13 protein-coding genes and 3 pseudogenes are annotated in these 18,021 nt (G+C 69.7%); 13 read left to right on the forward strand and 3 right to left on the reverse strand.

Translation table 11 applies throughout. The features are described from left to right. Nucleotides 1–32 precede the first annotated feature (32 nt). The 5 genes from OJJOAM_RS20815 (at nt 33) to OJJOAM_RS20835 (ending at nt 4,607) form a co-directional block, all read left to right on the forward strand. Nucleotides 33–1,052: a DUF1338 domain-containing protein gene (locus OJJOAM_RS20815; protein ID WP_422649671.1), complete on the forward strand. Its 1,020-nt coding sequence runs from the start codon at nt 33–35 to the stop codon at nt 1,050–1,052. A 10-nt stretch (nt 1,053–1,062) separates the two neighbouring features. Next, nucleotides 1,063–1,641 carry an FAD-binding oxidoreductase gene (locus tag OJJOAM_RS20820; RefSeq protein ID WP_422649672.1) on the forward strand — a complete coding sequence of 193 codons (579 nt, stop codon included), beginning with the start codon at nt 1,063–1,065 and terminating at the stop codon, nt 1,639–1,641. Then, nucleotides 1,571–2,491, forward strand: coding sequence for an FAD-binding oxidoreductase (locus OJJOAM_RS20825; protein ID WP_422649673.1), 921 nt, complete (start codon nt 1,571–1,573; stop codon nt 2,489–2,491). The genes OJJOAM_RS20820 and OJJOAM_RS20825 overlap by 71 nt, the downstream gene beginning before the upstream one ends. 30 nt (nt 2,492–2,521) lie before the next feature. After that, nucleotides 2,522–3,745 carry a PLP-dependent aminotransferase family protein gene (locus tag OJJOAM_RS20830; RefSeq protein ID WP_422649674.1) on the forward strand — a complete coding sequence of 408 codons (1,224 nt, stop codon included), beginning with the start codon at nt 2,522–2,524 and terminating at the stop codon, nt 3,743–3,745. A 112-nt stretch (nt 3,746–3,857) separates the two neighbouring features. Then, nucleotides 3,858–4,607 (forward strand): sulfite exporter TauE/SafE family protein, encoded by a 750-nt coding sequence (locus OJJOAM_RS20835; RefSeq protein ID WP_422649675.1) that lies wholly within the window; start codon nt 3,858–3,860, stop codon nt 4,605–4,607. 57 nt (nt 4,608–4,664) lie between these two features. Here OJJOAM_RS20835 and OJJOAM_RS20840 read toward each other — a convergent pair whose 3' ends face one another. Continuing rightward, the gene (locus OJJOAM_RS20840) at nt 4,665–5,474 is read right to left on the reverse strand and encodes an IclR family transcriptional regulator (RefSeq protein ID WP_422649676.1); all 810 of its coding nucleotides are present in this window, start codon (nt 5,472–5,474) and stop codon (nt 4,665–4,667) included. A gap of 117 nt (nt 5,475–5,591) precedes the next feature. On the opposite strand from OJJOAM_RS20840, the gene OJJOAM_RS20845 reads away from it, so the two are divergent. The 6 genes and pseudogenes from OJJOAM_RS20845 (at nt 5,592) to OJJOAM_RS20870 (ending at nt 12,242) form a co-directional block, all read left to right on the forward strand. Then, nucleotides 5,592–6,413 carry an enoyl-CoA hydratase gene (locus tag OJJOAM_RS20845; RefSeq protein WP_422649677.1) on the forward strand — a complete coding sequence of 274 codons (822 nt, stop codon included), beginning with the start codon at nt 5,592–5,594 and terminating at the stop codon, nt 6,411–6,413. Next, the gene (locus OJJOAM_RS20850; protein ID WP_422649678.1) at nt 6,403–8,517 is read left to right on the forward strand and encodes an acetate--CoA ligase family protein; all 2,115 of its coding nucleotides are present in this window, start codon (nt 6,403–6,405) and stop codon (nt 8,515–8,517) included. Before OJJOAM_RS20845 ends, OJJOAM_RS20850 begins: the two co-directional genes overlap by 11 nt. A gap of 168 nt (nt 8,518–8,685) precedes the next feature. Beyond that, nucleotides 8,686–9,669 (forward strand): tripartite tricarboxylate transporter substrate binding protein, encoded by a 984-nt coding sequence (locus tag OJJOAM_RS20855; RefSeq protein ID WP_422649679.1) that lies wholly within the window; start codon nt 8,686–8,688, stop codon nt 9,667–9,669. A 4-nt stretch (nt 9,670–9,673) separates the two neighbouring features. Beyond that, nucleotides 9,674–10,465, forward strand: a complete 792-nt coding sequence (locus tag OJJOAM_RS20860; RefSeq protein ID WP_422649680.1) for an acyl-CoA dehydrogenase family protein — start codon at nt 9,674–9,676, stop codon at nt 10,463–10,465. 76 nt (nt 10,466–10,541) lie between these two features. Continuing rightward, nucleotides 10,542–10,826: pseudogene (locus OJJOAM_RS20865) on the forward strand (acyl-CoA dehydrogenase family protein); the annotation flags it as partial. A gap of 210 nt (nt 10,827–11,036) precedes the next feature. After that, nucleotides 11,037–12,242, forward strand: a complete 1,206-nt coding sequence (locus OJJOAM_RS20870; RefSeq protein ID WP_422651000.1) for an acyl-CoA dehydrogenase family protein — start codon at nt 11,037–11,039, stop codon at nt 12,240–12,242. A gap of 56 nt (nt 12,243–12,298) precedes the next feature. Here the strand turns inward: OJJOAM_RS20870 and sucD are convergent, their stop codons facing one another. Continuing rightward, complete coding sequence (gene sucD, locus OJJOAM_RS20875) at nt 12,299–13,174, reverse strand: succinate--CoA ligase subunit alpha (protein WP_422649681.1); 876 nt, start codon at nt 13,172–13,174, stop codon at nt 12,299–12,301. A gap of 1 nt (nt 13,175) precedes the next feature. After that, nucleotides 13,176–14,385 (reverse strand): annotated as a pseudogene (sucC, locus tag OJJOAM_RS20880) (ADP-forming succinate--CoA ligase subunit beta). Between the two features lie 429 nt (nt 14,386–14,814). Here sucC and OJJOAM_RS20885 point away from each other — a divergent pair. Then, nucleotides 14,815–16,569, forward strand: a complete 1,755-nt coding sequence (locus OJJOAM_RS20885; protein ID WP_422649682.1) for a thiamine pyrophosphate-binding protein — start codon at nt 14,815–14,817, stop codon at nt 16,567–16,569. A gap of 178 nt (nt 16,570–16,747) precedes the next feature. Next, nucleotides 16,748–17,978, forward strand: a pseudogene (frc, locus tag OJJOAM_RS20890) (formyl-CoA transferase). The last annotated feature ends 43 nt before the right edge of the window (nt 17,979–18,021 follow it).

Below are 18,021 nucleotides of genomic sequence, written 5' to 3' on the forward strand. Positions count from 1 at the left end.
AAGCCATCGTCTTCATTGTCTTCAGAGTCTCCATGTCCGACCACATCCTCTCTCTGGTGTCCGCCTGCGTGGGCGCGACCAAGGCCGCCAAGCTGCTGTCGCTGATCGAAACGCCCGCGGGCCTGCCCGCCGGTGCCGCCGGCCAGCCCAGCCGTGCCGAAATCGCGCACGCGCTGAACGTGGTGCTGTTCGACGGCATCCTGACGCGCGTGCCGACCGGCCGCGAGTACACCGAGGATGTCGCCGCCGCCGGCGGCAAGGTCAACTTCGACCATGGCGCGCTGCGCACGGTGGCGTGGCAGGCCAATGGCCAGCTGCCCCCCGGCGAGGCGGCCTTCACGCGCTTCCTGCGGCCGCTGGGCTATCGCCTGAACGGCACCTATCCGCTCGACCGCATCGGCATGACCGGCCGCTCCTATGCGCATGAAGACGCGCCGGACGGCATCGCGCAGTTCTTCGTCAGCGAATTCCACCCCGAGCGCTTCAGCGCCGAGCTGCAGGCCGCGGTGACGCGCGTGGTGTCGACCTCGGTCGATCCGCTGCGCCCGGACACGGTGGCGCTGTTGTGGAAGCTCGACCGCGACCGCACGCTGCCGCAGGACGAGGCCATCCACGTGATCCGCAACCTCACCGCCTGCTTCGAGCGCCATCACGACACGCCGCGGCTGGAGGACTACCAGCGCATCCTGCAGGAATCGGCCGAGATGGCGTGGATCGCCACCGAGGGCAATGCCTTCAACCACGCGACAGACCGCGTCGAGGACGTGTTTGCGCTGAGCGACCAGCAGCGCGCGCTCGGCCGGCCGATCAAGGAAAAGGTCGAGGTATCGGGCAGCGGCCGCGTCAAGCAGACCGCGTTCCGCGCCGATCCGGTGATGCGCGAGTTCGTCGGCGCCGCCGGCGAGATCGTGATGCGCGAGGTGCCGGGCTCGTTCTACGAGTTCATCACGCGCGACCGCTATGCCGATGGCGGCAGCCAGAACAAGCTGGACCTGGGCTTCGATGCCTCCAACGCGCAGGGCATCTTCAAGATGACCGCGGCCACGGTCTGAGGCCGCGCAGATGTCGTCCAGCAAGGAGCTGATCGGGTTTCTGTCGCAGGCCCATCCGGACCTCGACGTGCTGACCGATGCGACCGACCGCGCCGGCTACGAGACCGGCGCGCGCTACGGCGCCGGCACCGCAGCGGCGGTGGTGCGGCCGGCCACGTGCGAGCAGGTGCAGGCCGTGGTGGCGGCCGCGCAGCGCTTCGGCGTGCGGCTGGTCGTGCAGGGCGCGAACACCGGCCTGGTCGGTGCGTCGACGCCCGATGCGGGCGGCGAGCAGATCGTGCTGAGCACCGCGCGCCTGAAGGGTGCCATCGCGGTCGACCCGCTGAACCAGTCGGTGACCGTCGGTGCCGGCGTGCTGCTCAGCGAGCTCAATACCCGGCTCGCGCAGGACGGCCTGTTCTTCCCGGTGGACCTGGGCGCGGACCCGACCATCGGCGGCATGATCGCCGCCAATACCGGCGGCGCGCGGCTGCTCAAGTACGGCGACGTCCGGCAGAACCTGCTGGGGGGTCGAGGCGGTGCTGGCCGAGCCGGCCGGCGAACTGCTCGATCTGAACCGGGCGCTGCGCAAGAACAATGTCGGCTTTGATTTCAAGCAGCTGTTCGTCGGCACCGGCGGTGCCTTCGGCGTGGTCACCGCGGCGACGCTGCGGGTCTATCCGGTGCCGGCGCAGACCGCCACCGCGCTGCTGGTGCCCACCGGCGTGGCCGAGCTCGAGGCGCTGCTGCTGGCGCTGAACGCGGAGCTGGGCGATTTCCTGTCGTCGTGCGAGGGCATCTCGCGCGAAGCGGCGCAGGCCGTGGTGCGCCACCTGGACGATGTCGAGGACCCCTTCGCCGAGATGGAAGGGGCCGACTACGCGATGCTGGTCGAGCTGTCGTCGACGATGCCGAGCCGCGCCGGCGGGCTCGATCTCGAGGCGCTGCTGATGGACTTCCTGGAGCGCCACTATGGCACGCTGATCGGCAACGCGGTGGTCGGCAAGCCCGAGGCGCTCTGGCGCCTGCGCCATTCGATCACCGAGGCGATCCGCCGCGAAGGCAAGATCATCGCGCTGGACCTGTCGGTGCCGCGCTCGCGCTTCCCGGCGTTCCGCGCAGAGGCGCGCGCGCTGATCGCCGCGCGCTATCCGTGGCTGCGCATCTACGACTTCGGCCATCTCGGCGACGGCGGCGTTCACCTGAACATGGTCTGGCCGCTGCAGGACGCGCCGGCCTACGACGAGGCGGTGGCGAGCGAGGTCCGTGCGGAGCTGTACCGGCTGACGGTCGAGCGTTTCGACGGCAGTTTCAGCGCGGAACACGGCATCGGCCCGTACAACGAACGCTTCTATCGCGATTTCACCGCGGACGCCGTGCTCGACCATGTCGGCGCGATGCAGTCGCGGCTCGATCCGCGCCGCACGCTGAGCCGCCTGTGGCTCGGCAAGGGCGAATGACCGGCACGGACGAATGACCAGACCGGACCAATGACAAGCACGGACGCCACCATGTTCCCCTTTGCCTCGGCTTTCCAGCAGCCGGTCGGCTCGCCGATCCGCGAGCTGTTCCCCTACCTGTCCCGCCCCGGCATGATCTCGTTCGCCGGCGGCTACCCGGCCGCCTCGACCTTCGATACCGCGGCGATCGGCCAGTGCATGGCCGAGGCGCTGGCCATCCATCCGGCCGAATGCCTGCAATACGGCGCCACCGAAGGCGTGCCGGCGCTGCGCGAGGCGCTGAGCCGGCAGATGGGGCAGGCCGGCGCGCCGACGCCCGCCGAACGGATCCTGGTCACCTCGGGCTCGCAACAGGGCTTCGACTTCCTGGTGCGCGCCTTCGTCGAGCCCGGCGTGCCGGTGATCGTCGAGGCGCCGACCTATCCGGCCGCGATCCAGGCGCTGCGCCTGGCCGCTGCCCGGCTGGTGCCGGTGCGGGCCGATGCAGAAGGGATCGATACCGTCGCGCTGGAGCAATGCCTGCGCGACTGCGCGCCGGCCGAGCGCCCGCGCCTGATCTATCTGGTGCCGACCTTCGCCAATCCGACCGGCGCGACGTTGTCGCTTCGGCGGCGCGAGGCGGTGCTGCGGCTCGCCGCGCAATACGAGCTGCTGGTAATCGAGGACGACCCGTACGGCTGCCTCGCCTTCGACGGCGCGCCGCCCGCGACGCTGCTGTCGATGGCAAACGGCGAGCCCGCACTGCGCGACCGCATCATCTACCTGGGCAGCCTGTCGAAGACCGTGGCGCCCGGCCTGCGGATCGGCTGGATGGCCGCGCATCCCGACGTGGTGCGGCGCGCGGTGCTGGCCAAGCAGGCCTCGGACCTGTGCACGCCGCCGTGGATCCAGCGCGCGATGGCCGCCTATCTGGACGCCGGCCATCTGCGCGGACAGATCGCGCGCATCGTCGCGGTCTACCGCGACAAGCGCGACGCCATGGTGTCGGCGCTTGATCGCGAGCTCGGCGGCCGTATCGACTATGCGCGGCCCGGCGGCGGCATGTTCGTCTGGGCCTCGCTGCCGGACGGTGTGGATTCCGCCGAACTGCTGCGCGAAGCGATCGAGGAAAACGTGCTGTTCGTTCCCGGCAAGGCCTTCCACGTGGCAACCGGGCAGCCGTCGCCGGCGCTGCGGCTGTCCTTCGCGACGCCGTCGGTGGCCGAAATCGAAGAGGGCGTACGGCGCCTCGCGCGCGCGCTGGCGAGGGTCTGACGGGCCCGGGCGGCGGCATTCCCCGGTAATATCGCGGGGCCTCGGGCTTGCCCGTCATCCTGTCCTTGATCGCATTGCCCGCCGCCCTCCCGACAGCCTTCCCGACCGCCCGATGGAATATCTGATCATCGCCCTTGGCGCTGCCCTCGCGGGATTCGTGCAAGGCCTGTCGGGCTTTGCCTTCGGCATGGTCGCGATGTCGCTGTGGGCATGGATGCTGGAACCGCGCATGGCCGCGGTGCTGACGGTGTTCGGCTCGCTGACCGGGCAATTGATCGCCGCGGTGCGCGTGCGGCGGGGCTTCGATGTCGCGGCGCTGGCGCCTTTCATTGCCGGCGGGCTGGCCGGCATTCCGCTGGGCATGCTGCTGCTGCCGTATCTCGACATGGCCTCGTTCAAGACCGCGATCGGCGCCTTCCTGGTGCTGTGGTGCCCGGCCATGCTGATGGCGCGGCGGCTGCCGCCGCTGCGCTGGGGCGGCCGCAGCGGCGATGCCGGCGCCGGCCTGATCGGCGGCGTGATGAGCGCGATCGGCGGGTTCAGCGGCACCGTGCCGACGCTGTGGTGCACCTTGCGCGGCTATCAGAAAGACCGGCAGCGCGCCATCATCCAGAACTTCAACCTGACCATCCTGGCCGTGACGATGGCGGTCTACCTGATCGCGGGCAACGTCACCGTCGAGATGCTGCCCCGGTTCGCGGTGGTCGCGCCCGCGATGCTGATTCCCACGCTGATCGGCGCAAAGGTCTATCACCGCATCGACGAGGCGCGCTTCCGCGCGATCGTGCTGACGCTGCTGACGGTGTCCGGCGTGATGATGCTGGCATCGGGTTTGCCGACGGTGCTCGGCCGCATCGGCTGACGACGGCGATCCTGCTGCAGGCCACTCGGCCACTCGGCCACTCGGCCACTCGGTAGCTCAGGCCGGCTCGCCCCCGAACGCCTGGCCGAGTTCTTCGCGCAGCAGCCGGCCCAGCTCCACCCGTCGCCCGGGATGCATGCGGCTGCTGATCGCGCCCAGGCTGATCGCCGCCTCGGCGCCATAGGGCAGCGAGAAGGCGCAGCCCACGCCCGACACGCCGACCGTGATGCTGTCGACGATCTCGGCAAAGCCCTTCTTCCGCGCACGCTCGACCGCGCTGTTCAGCTTGGCCAGCGTCATGCCGTGTTCGGCGTAGAGCGCGGCGCGCCGCTTGAACACCTCGCGGATCGCGTCGTCGCGCATCTTCGCCATCAGGGCCAGGCCGCCGGCGCCGATGCCGAGCAGCCGCCGCTGCTGCGGCACCGTGGTGAAGATGCGCACCGGAAAGGGCCCTTCCTCGCGATGCAGGCAGACGGTGAAGTCGCCCTGCTGCACCACCAGGAACACGGTATCGCCGGACAGCCGCGCCAACCGCTTCATCGCCGGCAGAACCAGGTCGACCACCGGCGCCTTGTCGTGGACGGCGGCGCCCAGCTGCAGCGCGTCCAGTCCGAGCCGATAGCGCTTGCTGGCCGGATGGCGCTCGGCGAAGCGTTCCTCCTCCAGGCAGCACAGCAGGCGGTAGGCGGTCGGCCGCTCCAGTCCGGTGGCCTCCACCAGCTCGGCCAGCGACAGTCCTTCCTCCTGACGATCGGCCATCAGCCGCAGCAGTTGCAGGCCGCGCCGCAGCGTCTGCGCGCCGGCGGTCCGGGCGCCCGGTTCCCTAGTCTCCTCGGTCTGCCTCACCCCCTTGGCCGCCTTGCTCATCGCATTGTCCATATAGTGGTCATTTGGTGCGGATAAGTTTGTATTGTAGAAACCCTGCTTTCTACACTGGCCCTCGCCTGACGACAAGACCAAACCACACAAGACGAGGAGACCGGGATGGGCGATGCCACCATCGAGATCGAGCAGACGGGCGCGGTACGGCGCCTGTGGCTGTCGCGCGAGCGCGCGCGCAATGCCCAAAGCCAGCAGATGCTGGACGAACTGGACGCCGCGCTGCAGGCGGCCGAGCACGACGACAGCGTGCGCGTGGTGGTGATCGGCGGCCGCGGCGCCCATTTCTCGGCCGGCCACGACCTGAAGGAAGCGCAGGCCAGCCGCGCCGACTTCACCGTGGAGGAACGCTGGGCCTACGAGAGCCGGCGCTATTTCGACTACTGCCTGCGCATCTGGGACTTTCCCAAGCCGACCGTCGCGCAGGTGCAGGGCGCCTGCGTCTCCGGCGGCTTCATGATCGCCAATATGTGCGACCTGATCGTGGCGAGCGAGTCGGCCTATTTTTCCGATCCGGTCGGCCATACGCTCGGCGCCGCGGCCACCGAGGTGCTGATCCATCCGTGGGTGATGGGCCTGCGCAAGGCCAAGGAAATGCTGTATGCCGGCGGCCGAGTCGATGCCGCGGAGGCGCTGCGCATCGGCATGGTCAACCGCGTGGTGTCGGACGCCGCGCTGGACGACGAGACGATGGCGCTGGCCGCGCGCATTGCGCAGGCGCCGCCGTTCGGCCTGCGGCTGATCAAGCGATCGCTGAACCGGACGCTGGATGCGCAAGGGCTGCGCTCGGCGCTGTCGGCCCACTTCGATACGCACCAGCTGTCGCATCTGAGCGAAGGCTTCCTGCGGGCGCGCGACGCCGGGCTGGCCAAGGCGATCCAGTCGGGCCCGGCCCGCGAACCGCGGAGCGGCGAACATGGCGCATAGGCTCGATCCGCTGCTCGATCCGCAATCGATCGCCATCGTCGGCGCGAGCGACGACGCCGGCCGCATCGGCGGCATGCCGATCGACCTGCTGACGCGCTTCGGCTACCGGGGCGAAATCCATCCGGTCAATCCGAAGTACGAGACGGTATTCGGGCTGCGTTGCCATCCGTCGATCGAGGCGCTGCCCGAAGGCATCGACCTGGCGGTGCTGGCGATCGGCGCGGAGCAGGTCACGCCGATGCTCAAGCGCTGCCACGCCCGCGGCATCCGCGCCGCCATCGTCTATGCGGCCGGCTTTGCCGAGGCCGGCGAAAGCGGCGCCGCGCTGCAGAACGAGATGGAGGCCTTCGTGCGAACCACCGGCATGGCGGTCGCCGGCCCCAACTGCATGGGCTTCGCCAATCTGAACACGCACGCCTATACCGCGTTCGCCTCGGTCTTTCGCACCGCGCCGCCGCAGCGCGAACGGGGCACGGTCAGCCTGCTGACGCAGAGCGGCAATGTTTGCGCCGCCGTGTTCGCCATCGCGCGCGAGCTTGGCGTGCCGTTCAGCCAGTTCATCAATACCGGCAACGAGGCCTGCCTCGATTTCGCCGAGTATCTGCAGTTCCTTGCGCAGGACCCGGATACCGACGTGGTGCTCGGCTATATCGAAGAGCTGCGCGACGGCGCGCGCTTCATCGACGCGGCGATCGCCTGCGCGGAGGCCGACAAGCCGGTGATCGTGTTCAAGGCCGGCGAGACCGACAAGGGCCGCGAGGCGGTGCGCTCGCATACGTCGGCGCTCGCCGGCAACCAGCAGATCTATCGCGCCGCGTTCGCGCAGCTGAACGTGATCGAGTGCCAGGACTTCGCGCAGATGGCGCATCTGGCGGAACTGGCGCGCTACCGGGACCGCAGCGCCGGCCGCCGCGTCGCGATCGTCAGCATCTCCGGCGCGGTCGGCGCGATCCTGGCCGACAAGTGCATCGGCGCGGGACTGGAGGTGCCGACCTTGCCGGAGGCGCTGCAGCAGACGCTGCGCGCCGGCATACCGGACTATGGCATGGTGTCGAATCCGGTCGATGTGACCGGCAACGTCGTCAACGATCCCGGCTTCGTGCGCACCGCGCTGGCCGCGCTGGCGACCAGCGACGCGATCGATGCCGTGATCGTCTACGCGCCCGGCTATCTGCTCGACCGCATGGCCGACGATCTGATCGACACGGCCGCCGCCCATCCACGCTTGCTGTTGGCGATCGACACCGGACGCGCGACGCGCCGCGACGATCTGCGCGCGCAAGGCGTGCCGGTGATGACCGATATCGGCATGGCGATGCAGACGCTGCCGCCGCTGCTGCAATGGCACGAGCGCCGCAAGCAGCGGCCGTGGCGCGCGCTGCGGCAGCGGGAAGGGCGGGCGGTACGGGAAGGCGGCACGCCGCCGGTGGCGCCGCCCGCCTTGCCTTGCGATGAACACGCGGCGCGCCGCTATCTGGCCGCGCACGGCGTCGGCGATATCGCCGGCCAGGTGGTGCGGCACGCAGACGAGGCGGCCGCCGCGGCGGTAGCGCTGGGATTTCCGGTGGTGCTGAAGGTGCTCAGCGCCGACCTGCCGCACAAGACCGAGGCCGGCGGCGTGCGGCTGAACCTCGGCGATGCCGGCGCGGTGCGCACGGCCTGCGACGAGATGCTGGCCGGCGTCCGACAGCACGCGCCGCAGGCCCGCATCGACGGCTTGCTGGTGCAGCCGATGCTGCGCGGCGGCGTCGAACTGATCGTCGGCGCGGTGCGCGACCCGGTGTTCGGCCCGACGCTGACGGTCGGCCTCGGCGGCGTGCTGACCGAGCTGTATCGGGACGTCAGCCATCGGCTGCTGCCGGTCGATCGGCGCACCGCCGAGCAGATGCTGCGCGAGCTGCGGGCCTTCCCGCTGCTCGACGGCTTCCGCGGGCGGCCGTTGTGCGACGTGCCGGCGGCCTGCGCGGCGATCGCGGCCTTCTCCGACGCGGTGCTCGCGCTGGGCGATGCGGCCGACGAGGTCGAGATCAATCCGCTGCTGGTACGCGAGCGCGGGCAGGGCGTGGCGATGCTCGATGCCCTGATCGTGCCGAAGCGGGAGTAAGACAAGGGCACGCACCGCGCAGGTAGCGAGCAGCACCACACAGGCACTGGGCGGGCACTGCGAGGGCACACGCGGCACCACGCGGACCGCTCAGGCACCACGCGGGCCGCAGGTACCCCAACCGAAACCACGAAGCGCAACACAACAACAATCGAGAGGAGACTGACCATGACCCGACCCTGGATCGCCGCCCTGGCGCTGGCCCTGCCGCTGACCCTTGCGGTAGTGCCCGCCGCCCGTGCCGCCGACGCCGGCGCCTATCCCACCAAGCCGGTGCGCATCATCGTGCCGTTCACGCCCGGCGGCGCGGCCGACATCATGACGCGCGCGCTCGGCGAACGGCTGCGCCAGCATCTCGGCCAGCCCGTGGTGATCGAGAACAAGCCCGGTGCCGGCACGGTGATCGCCTCCGACTACGTCGCCAAGCAGGCGCCCGACGGCTATACGCTGCTGATGGCCGCTTCCTCGCTGGGCATCGCGCCGGCGGTATTCAAGACGGTGGGCTACGACCCGGTCAAGGACTTCACGCCGATCACGCTGGTGGCCTCGGTGGTGCACGTGCTCGAGGTCAATGCCAAGCTGCCGGTGACCAACGTCAAGGAGCTGATCGACTATCTGAAGACCAGCGGCAAGTCGGTCAGCTACAGCTCCGCGGGTTCGGGCACCTCGACCCATCTGGAGGCCGAGCTGTTCAAGACGATGGCGGGCGTCCAGATGTCGCACATTCCGTACAAGGGCAGCGCGCCGGCGCTGAACGACCTGGTCGGCGGCAACGTGCAGGTGATGTTCGACGCGTACGCATCGTCGGCCCCGCATATCAAGAGCGGCAGCGTGCGCGCGCTGGCGGTGACCACGGCGAAGCGCTCGGCCACGCTGCCCGATCTGCCGACGGTGGCGGAGTCGGGCCTGCCGGGCTACGAGGCGATGCCCTGGCTGGGCCTGCTGGCCCCGGCCGGTGCGCCGCCCGACGTCGTCAAGCGCGTCCACGCCGCCACGCAGCAGGCGCTGAAGGATCCGGCGCTGCGCGAGCAGTTCCGCGCGCTGGGCCTGGACATCATCGGCAATACGCCGGAGCAGTTCGCGACCTTCATCAAGCAGGACGCGCAGAAGTGGGCCAAGGTCGCCAAGGCCTCCGGCGCGCAGGCGGACTGAGCCGATGCAGTTGACGCTGAACGAACAACAGCGGCTGATCGAGGAGAGCGCGCTGAACTTCCTGTCGCGCCAGCCCGATGTCGCGGGGCCGTGGTACGACGCCAGGCCGGAATCGCGGTGGATGCCGATGTGGCGGGCCTTCGCCGAGATGGGATGGCTGGGACTGCCGCTGCCCGCGGAAGCCGGCGGCTTCGATGGCGGCGCGGTCGAAACCGGACTGCTGATGCGCGCCTTCGGCCGGCACGGCATCAACGTGCCGTACCACGGCGGCATCCTGCTGGCGGCGCGCCTGCTCGCGGCGCTAGGCACGCCGGCGCAGCGCGACCGCTGGCTGCCGGGCGTCATCGATGGCAGCCGCCGACTGGCGCTGGCCCACGACGAAGCGCAGTGCCATGACCCGTGGGCACCGCGTGCCACGGTGGCGCGGCGCGATGGGACGGGTTGGCGGCTGCATGGCGCCAAGCTGCTGGTGCCGGATGCCGGCGGCGCGGACGCGCTGCTGGTCAGTGCGCGGATCGACGGCGAGGGGAGGGGGGCGATGCCGCTTTCCAACCGCGACCCGAAGCCGGACCCGCAGCCCGACCCGAAGCCGGACGCGAACACCGACCGGAACGCCGACCCGAAGCCGGGCACGTACGGCGCCACGCATGCCGTGTTCCTGCTGCCGATGCGCGATACGCAGGCGCAAAGGCTGCGCCTGCACCGCTGCCATACCGTCGACGGCGCCGCCGCCGCGGGACGTGTGGCTCGACGGCGTCCATGTCGATGCCGACGCGATGCTGGGTACCGCGCATGAAAGCGATGCGACTCCGGTGCTGCACCGCCTGCTGGCCGAGGCGTCGATCGCGCTGTGCTGGGAAGCCTGCGGCGCGATGCAGGCCGCCTTCGCGCGCACGGCCGCCTATACCCGCCAGCGCGAGCAGTTCGGCCGTCCGATCGCGAGCTTCCAGGCCGTGCAGCACAGGCTGGCCGAGATGGCGGTCTGCTGCGAGGAGGCCGTCGCCGCCTGCGAGCTGGCGGCGCTGCGCGTCGACGCCGGCTTGCCGGATGGCAGCGCGGCGCTCGCGCTGGCCGCGATGGCGAAGTCCAAGGTCGGACGCGCGGCCCGCTACGTCTCGCAGCAGGCCGTGCAACTGCATGGCGGCATGGGCGTCTCCGAGGAACTGCCGATCGCCGGACTGTTCCGCAAGCTGACGCGGTTCCAGCAGCAGGGCGGCATCCCATCCTGGCATGCCGCGCAATATGGCCGCGCGATGCTGGCCTCCGGGGCATGGCGCGACAGCCGAACCTTGCCGTCCCCCCGGCGCGTGGGGCGACAGCCGGACCCTGCCGTCCTCCAATCGATCTTCTGCCGAGGCTCCCGCTCCATGGATCTCCAACTGACCCCCGAACTCGCGGCGTTTCGCCACGAGGTGCGGGCTTTCCTGCGCGACAGGCTGACGCCCGCGCTGCGCCGCGGCCAGCGGCTGACCACCGCGATGTATCCCGAGCCCGAAATCTCCGGCCCCTGGCAGGCGATGCTGCGCGAGCGCGGCTGGCTGGTGCCGCTGTGGCCGAAGGAATGGGGCGGCACCGGCTGGAGCCCGGTACAGCGCTTCGTCTTCGAGACCGAGTGCGCGCTGGCCGGCGCGCCGCTGGTCCATCCGATGGGCGTGCGGCTGCTCGGGCCGGTGATCCTGCGTTTCGGCACCGAGGCGCAGAAGCAGCGCTACCTGCCGCGCATCCTGTCGGGCGACGACTACTGGTGCCAGGGCTTCTCGGAGCCCGGTGCCGGCTCCGACCTTGCGGCGCTGCGCACGCGCGCGGTGCGCGATGGCGACGACTATGTGGTCAGCGGCGCCAAGCTGTGGACCACGCACGCGCATCACGCCAACCGCATGTTCGCGCTGGTCCGTACCAGCAACGAGGGCCGGCGGCAGGACGGCATCAGCTTCCTGCTGATCGATATGGACGCGCCCGGCATCACCGTGCGCCCGATCGCGACGATCGGCGGCGATCACGACGTCAACGAGGTCTTCTTCGACGAGGTGCGCGTGCCCCAGGCCAATCGCATCGGCGAGGAGAACGCCGGCTGGGCCTGCGCGCGCTACCTGCTCGAGTTCGAACGCGGGGCCGGCATCTTCAGCCCGCGGCTGCGCTCGCAACTGATGCGGGTCGGCGATGCGATGGCGGCCTTGCAGGCGCGCGGCCTGCGCCATGACGGCGCGCAGCGCGAACTGCTGCATGTCCGCTTCGGCGAGGTCTGCGCCGATCTGGATGCCTTCGAGATGCTGGAGCTGAAGACGCTGGGCCAGCTGACGCCCGGGCAGAGTCCCGGTCCGGTGTCGTCGATCCTGAAGCTGCGCGCGAGCCGGCTCAAGCAGCAGATCGGCGAGCTGGGCGTGGAGATGCTGGGTCTGGAAGGGCAGCGCTGGCGCGACGATGGGGCCGCCCGGGCCGATGGTGGGGGAAGCGACGACGAGATCGTCGGCACCTTGCTGCCGGAATACCTGAACAGCCGCGCCTTCACGATCTTCGGCGGTGCCGCCGAGGTGCAGCTGGGCATCATCGCCAGGAGCGTGGTGGGCCTGTAGCACGGCCGCCGCCGCCGCGGCATCCCGCAACGGCGGCGGCGCGCCAGGCGACGGTGCTACACCCCCAGCGCCTTCGCCATCGTCTGCCCCAGCTCGGCCGGCGAGCGCGACACGTGGATGCCGGCCGCGCGCATCGCCTCGATCTTGGCATCGGCGGTACCGCTGCCGCCCGAGATGATGGCGCCGGCATGGCCCATGCGCCGGCCCGGCGGCGCGGTGGTGCCGGCGATAAAGCCGACCACCGGCTTGTCGCTGCCGCTGTCGCGCAGGAACTGCGCGGCTTCCTCCTCGGCCGAGCCGCCGATCTCGCCGATCATGATGATGCCCTCGGTGTCGTCGTCCTCGAGGAACAGCCGCAGGCAATCGATGAAGTTGGTGCCGTTGACGGGATCGCCGCCGATGCCGATGCAGGTCGACTGCCCCAGCCCGGCCGCGCTGGTCTGCGCCACCGCTTCATAGGTCAGCGTGCCGGAGCGCGACACCACGCCGATCCTGCCGGGCCGATGGATATGGCCGGGCATGATGCCGATCTTGCATTGCCCCGGCGTGATCACGCCCGGACAGTTCGGACCGACCAGGCGGGTGCGCGAGCCGGCCAGCGCGCGCTTGACGCGCACCATGTCCAGCACCGGGATGCCCTCGGTGATGCAGACCACCAGCTCGAGGCCGGCGTCGACCGCTTCGAGAATCGCGTCGGCCGCGAAGGGCGGCGGCACGTAGATCACGGAGGCCTGCGCGCCGGTGCGCTCCGCCGCCTCGGCGACGGTGTCGAACACCGGCAGGCCGAGATGGCTCTCGCCGCCCTTGCCGGGCGTCACGCCGCCGACCATCCTGGTGCCGTAGGCCAGCGCCTGTTCGGTATGGAAGCTGCCCTGCGCGCCGGTCAGGCCCTGGCACAGCACCCTGGTGTTGTTGTCGATCAGCACGGCCATCTCAATGTCCTCCCCGCTTGGTGTTCCTCGTGGCCGCGACGACCTTGGTCGCGGCGTCGGCGAGGTCGTCCGCCGAGACGATCGGCAACCCCGAATCGCGCAGGATGGCCTTGCCCAGTTCGACGTTGGTGCCTTCGAGCCGCACCACCAGCGGCACGGTCAGGTCGACCTCGCGCGCGGCCGCGACCACGCCCTCGGCGATCACGTCGCAGCGCATGATGCCGCCGAAGATATTGACGAGGATCCCTTCGACATTGCGGTCGGCCAGGATCAGCCGGAAGGCTGTCGCCACGCGCTCGCGCGTCGCGCCGCCGCCGACGTCGAGGAAGTTGGCCGGCTTGCCGCCATGCAGCTGGATGATGTCCATCGTCGCCATCGCCAGGCCGGCGCCATTGACCATGCAGCCGATATTGCCGTCGAGCTTGACGTAGTTCAGCGCATGGCGCGCGGCCTCGGTCTCGGCCGGATCTTCCTCGGCCTCGTCGCGCATCGCCTCGATATCGGGATGGCGGAACAGCGCGTTGTCGTCGAAGTTGAACTTGGCGTCCAGCGCCATCACGTGGCCGCTGTGCGTGACCACCAGCGGATTGATCTCGACGATCGAGGCGTCCAGCTCGGTGAAGGCGCGATAGGCCGCCAGGAACAGCCGCGTGGCCTCGCCGACCTGCTTGCCGCGCAGGCCGAGCCCGAAGGCCAGGCGCCGCGCGTGGAAGGGCTGGATGCCGGTGGCCGGATCGATTGCCAGCTTCAGGATCTTCTCCGGCGTGTGCGCGGCCACCTCCTCGATGTCCATGCCGCCTTCGGTCGATGCCATCAGCGTGATGCGCGAGGTGGCGCGGTCGATCAGCATGCCGAAATAGAGCTCGCGCGCGATGTCGCAGCCTTCCTCGACATAGAGGCGCCGCACCTCGCGGCCGGCCGCGCCGGTCTGCTTCGTGACCAGCACCGCGCCGAGCATCTTGCCGGCTTCCTCGCGCACCGCCTCGAGCGAGCGCGCCACGCGCACGCCGCCCTTGCCGCCGGGATCATTCTGGAAGCGTCCGGCGCCGCGGCCGCCGGCATGGATCTGCGATTTGACGACCCACAGCGGGCCCCCCGAGCGTGCGCGCCGCGTTGGCTGCCTCGTCCGGCGTGAACGCAACCGCGCCCCGCGGCACGGCGACGTCGTAGCGCCGCAGCAGCTCCTTGGCCTGATATTCGTGAATGTTCACTGTCTCCTCACTGGTTTGGATACGTCGTTGTGGTGGCTGACAGGAGGGGGCGGCATTGCGCCGGAAGCCTGCGTGGATATGGTATGTAATATATCAATGCACAACAAGGCGAATTATTGGCCGGCAGTGGTCCACGATCACGATCGCCTCGGGATTGATGCGCGCTGCCACTGAGCGCAAGCGTTTATAGGAGTTGGCCGAATTTATCGGCATGAAAACGGCTGATTTGCTGCGATGCGTCGTCGAAATTCGGCGCCTCTCCTACATTTTCTCCTTGCCGACCTTTGATATATCACATACGGTATGTCATCAAGATCGCCCGAAACGATCGATTCGCGTCGCAAGCCGGCAGCCCTGCCGAAAGAAGAAGGTGAAGCGGTGCGTGCCCATGCAAACGGCCCGCCCGGAGTCCAACGAGGAGACCAACACATGTCTGCAGTCGTATCGCTGCGGCCGGAATCGACGACGGCCGATGACACCCTGAAGCAGAAGAGCCGGGATGCCGGCGTCGTGTCGGGCGGCCATCTGGTCGCGCGGGCGCTGAAGAACGAAGGGGTCGATACCATCTTCACGCTGTGCGGCGGCCATATCATCGACATCTACGATGGCTGCGTCGACGAGGGGATCCGCATCATCGACGTGCGTCACGAACAGGTCGCCGCGCATGCGGCCGACGGCTATGCGCGCCAGACCGGCAAGCTCGGCTGCGTGGTGACCACCGCCGGTCCGGGCTGCACCAATGCCGTCACCGGAATCGCCACCGCGTTCCGCTCCGAAAGCCCGGTGCTGCATATCGGCGGGCAGGGCGCGCTGACGCAGCACAAGATGGGCTCGCTGCAGGATCTGCCGCACGTCGACATGATGGCGCCGATCACCAAGTTCGCCGCCACCGTGCCGAGCACCGAGCGCGTCGCCGACATGATCTCGATGGCCGCGCGCGAATGCTTCAACGGGGCGCCCGGGCCGGCCTATCTGGAGATTCCGCGCGACGTGCTGGACCGCGAGGTCGACGTCGCCCGCGCGGTGGTGCCGCGCCCCGGCCACTATCGCGCCTCGACCAAGTCGATCGGCGATCCGCGCGACATCGAGAAGCTCGCCGACATCCTGGTCAATGCCGAACGTCCCGCCATCCTGTATGGCCAGCAGGTCTGGACCGCGCGCGGCCACGAGGAAGCGATCGCGCTGCTGCGCGGCCTCGATATCCCGGGCTATTTCAATGGCGCGAGCCGCGGGCTGCTGCCGCCGGGCGATCCGCATCACTTCGACCGTACCCGCTCGCAGGCCTTCGCCAACGCCGACGTGCTGGTGATCGTCGGCACGCCGTTCGACTTCCGCATGGGCTACGGCAAGCGAATCAGCAAGGAGCTGACGCTGGTGCAGATCGACATGGACTACCGCACCGTCGGCAAGAACCGCGAGATCGACCTGGGCCTGGTCGGCGATCCCGGCGCGATCCTCGGCGCGGTGCTGCAGGCCGCCAGCGGCCGCATCAAGCAGGACAAGCGCCAGGCGCGCCGCAAGTGGATGGCGGACCTGACCGAGGCCGAAGGCGTGGCCACGCAGAAGCTGATGCCGCTGTTCCTGTCGGACAGCACGCCGATCCATCCGTATCGCGTCGCCCATGAGCTGAACGCCTTCCTCGGCGAGGACACGATCTATATCGGCGACGGCGGCGACGTGGTCACGATCTCCGCGCAGGCGGTGCGGCCGCGCAATCCGGGCCAGTGGATGGACCCGGGCGCGCTCGGCTCGCTCGGCGTCGGCACCGGCTTCGCCATCGCGGCGGGCCTGGCCAATCCGGGCAAGGAGGTGCTGTGCTACTACGGCGACGGCTCCTTCGGCATGACGGCCTTCGACATGGAGAGCGCCAACCGCTTCGGCGTGCCGTATCTGGCGGTGATCGGCAACAACTCGGCGATGAACCAGATCCGCTACGGGCAGCTGGCCAAGTACGGCGAGTCGCGCGGCAACGTCGGCAACCTGCTGTCCGACGTGCCGTTCAGCCAGTTCGCGCAGATGCTGGGCGGCTACGGCGAGGAGGTGCGCGATCCCGCGCAGATCGCCGGCGCGCTGCAGCGCGGGCGGGAATCGATCGCGCGCACCGGCAAGTCGGCGGTGATCAATATCTGGGTCGATCCGCGCGAATACGCCCCGGGCACCAAGAACCAGACCATGTACAAGTAGCGGGCCGCCGGCCCTGGCCGGCAGCGCGATCGCGGCGAGCGACACCGGATGCGCGGGTTTGCCCAAGGCCCATGCATCCGGCGGGCGGCTCACGCCCGTGCCAGCCCTCGCGCACCGGCCGCGCCGACCCGCTCCCGTGCAACCCACGATCACACCATAGAGGCGAGGAGACGACGCCATGAGCAAGGCATTGGAAGGAGTACGCATCCTGGACATGACGCACGTGCAGGCGGGGCCGTCGGCCACGCAGCTGATGGCGTGGCTGGGGGCGGACGTGATCAAGGTCGAACTGCCCGGCCGGGGCGACATCACGCGCAGCCAGCTGCGCGATGTGCCCAACGCGGACAGCCTCTATTTCACGATGCTCAACTCCAACAAGCGCAGCCTGACGCTGAACATGAAGACGCCGGAAGGCAAGGCGCTGCTGGAGGACCTGGTCGAGCGCTGCGACGTGCTGGTCGAGAACTTCGGCCCGGGCGTGCTCGATCGCGCGGGCTTCGACTGGGACCGGCTGCGCGCGCTCAATCCGCGCCTGATCTACGCCTCGATCAAGGGCTTCGGCCCCGGCCCGTACGCCGACTGCAAGGCCTACGAGAACGTCGCGCAGTGCATGGGCGGCTCCGCCTCGACCACCGGCTTCGAGGAAGGGCCGCCGACGGTGACCGGCGCGCAGATCGGCGACTCGGGCACCGGCGTGCATTGCGTGATCGGCATCCTGGCCGCGCTGCTGCAGCGCGAGCAGACCGGCAAGGGCCAGCGCGTCGAGGTGGCGATGCAGGACGCGGTGCTGAACCTGTGCCGCGTCAAGCTGCGCGACCAGCAGCGCCTGGCGGCCGGCGCGCTGCGCGAATACCCGAACAAGGAATTCGGCGACTACGTGCCGCGCGCGGGCAACGCCTCGGGCGGCGGGCAGCCGGGCGCGGCGCTGCGCTGCGCGCCGGGCGGGGCCAACGACTACGTCTACGTGATCGTGCAACCGCAGGGGATGGGAACCGCTGATGCGGCTGTGCGGGCGCGAGGACCTGATCTCGCATCCGCAGTTCGCCACGCCCGAGGCGCGCCTCAAATGCCTGCCCGAATGCTTCTCGATCATCGAGAAATGGACGCGCACGCGCACCAAGTTCGAGGTCATGGAAGCGCTCAACGAGGTCGACGTGCCGTGCGGCCCGATCCTGTCGATGAAGGACCTGATCGAGGACCGCTCGTTGTACGAGCGCGGCTACCTGGTCGAGGTCGATCATCCGCAGCGCGGCCGCTATGTGCAGCTCGGCTGCCCGATCAACCTGTCGGAATCGCCGGTCCAGGTCGATCGCTCGCCGCTGCTGGGCGAGCACACCACCGAGATCCTCGAATGGCTCGGCCGCACGCCCGCGCAGATCGAGGCGCTGCGCGCGGCCGGCGCGGTCTGACGCCGCCTTGCCCGGGCGGCCCGGTGCCGCCCTTCGTTCGCAA

The organism is Cupriavidus sp. H18C1 (genome assembly GCF_049311595.1).
Classification (GTDB): Bacteria; Pseudomonadota; Gammaproteobacteria; order Burkholderiales; family Burkholderiaceae; genus Cupriavidus; species Cupriavidus cauae.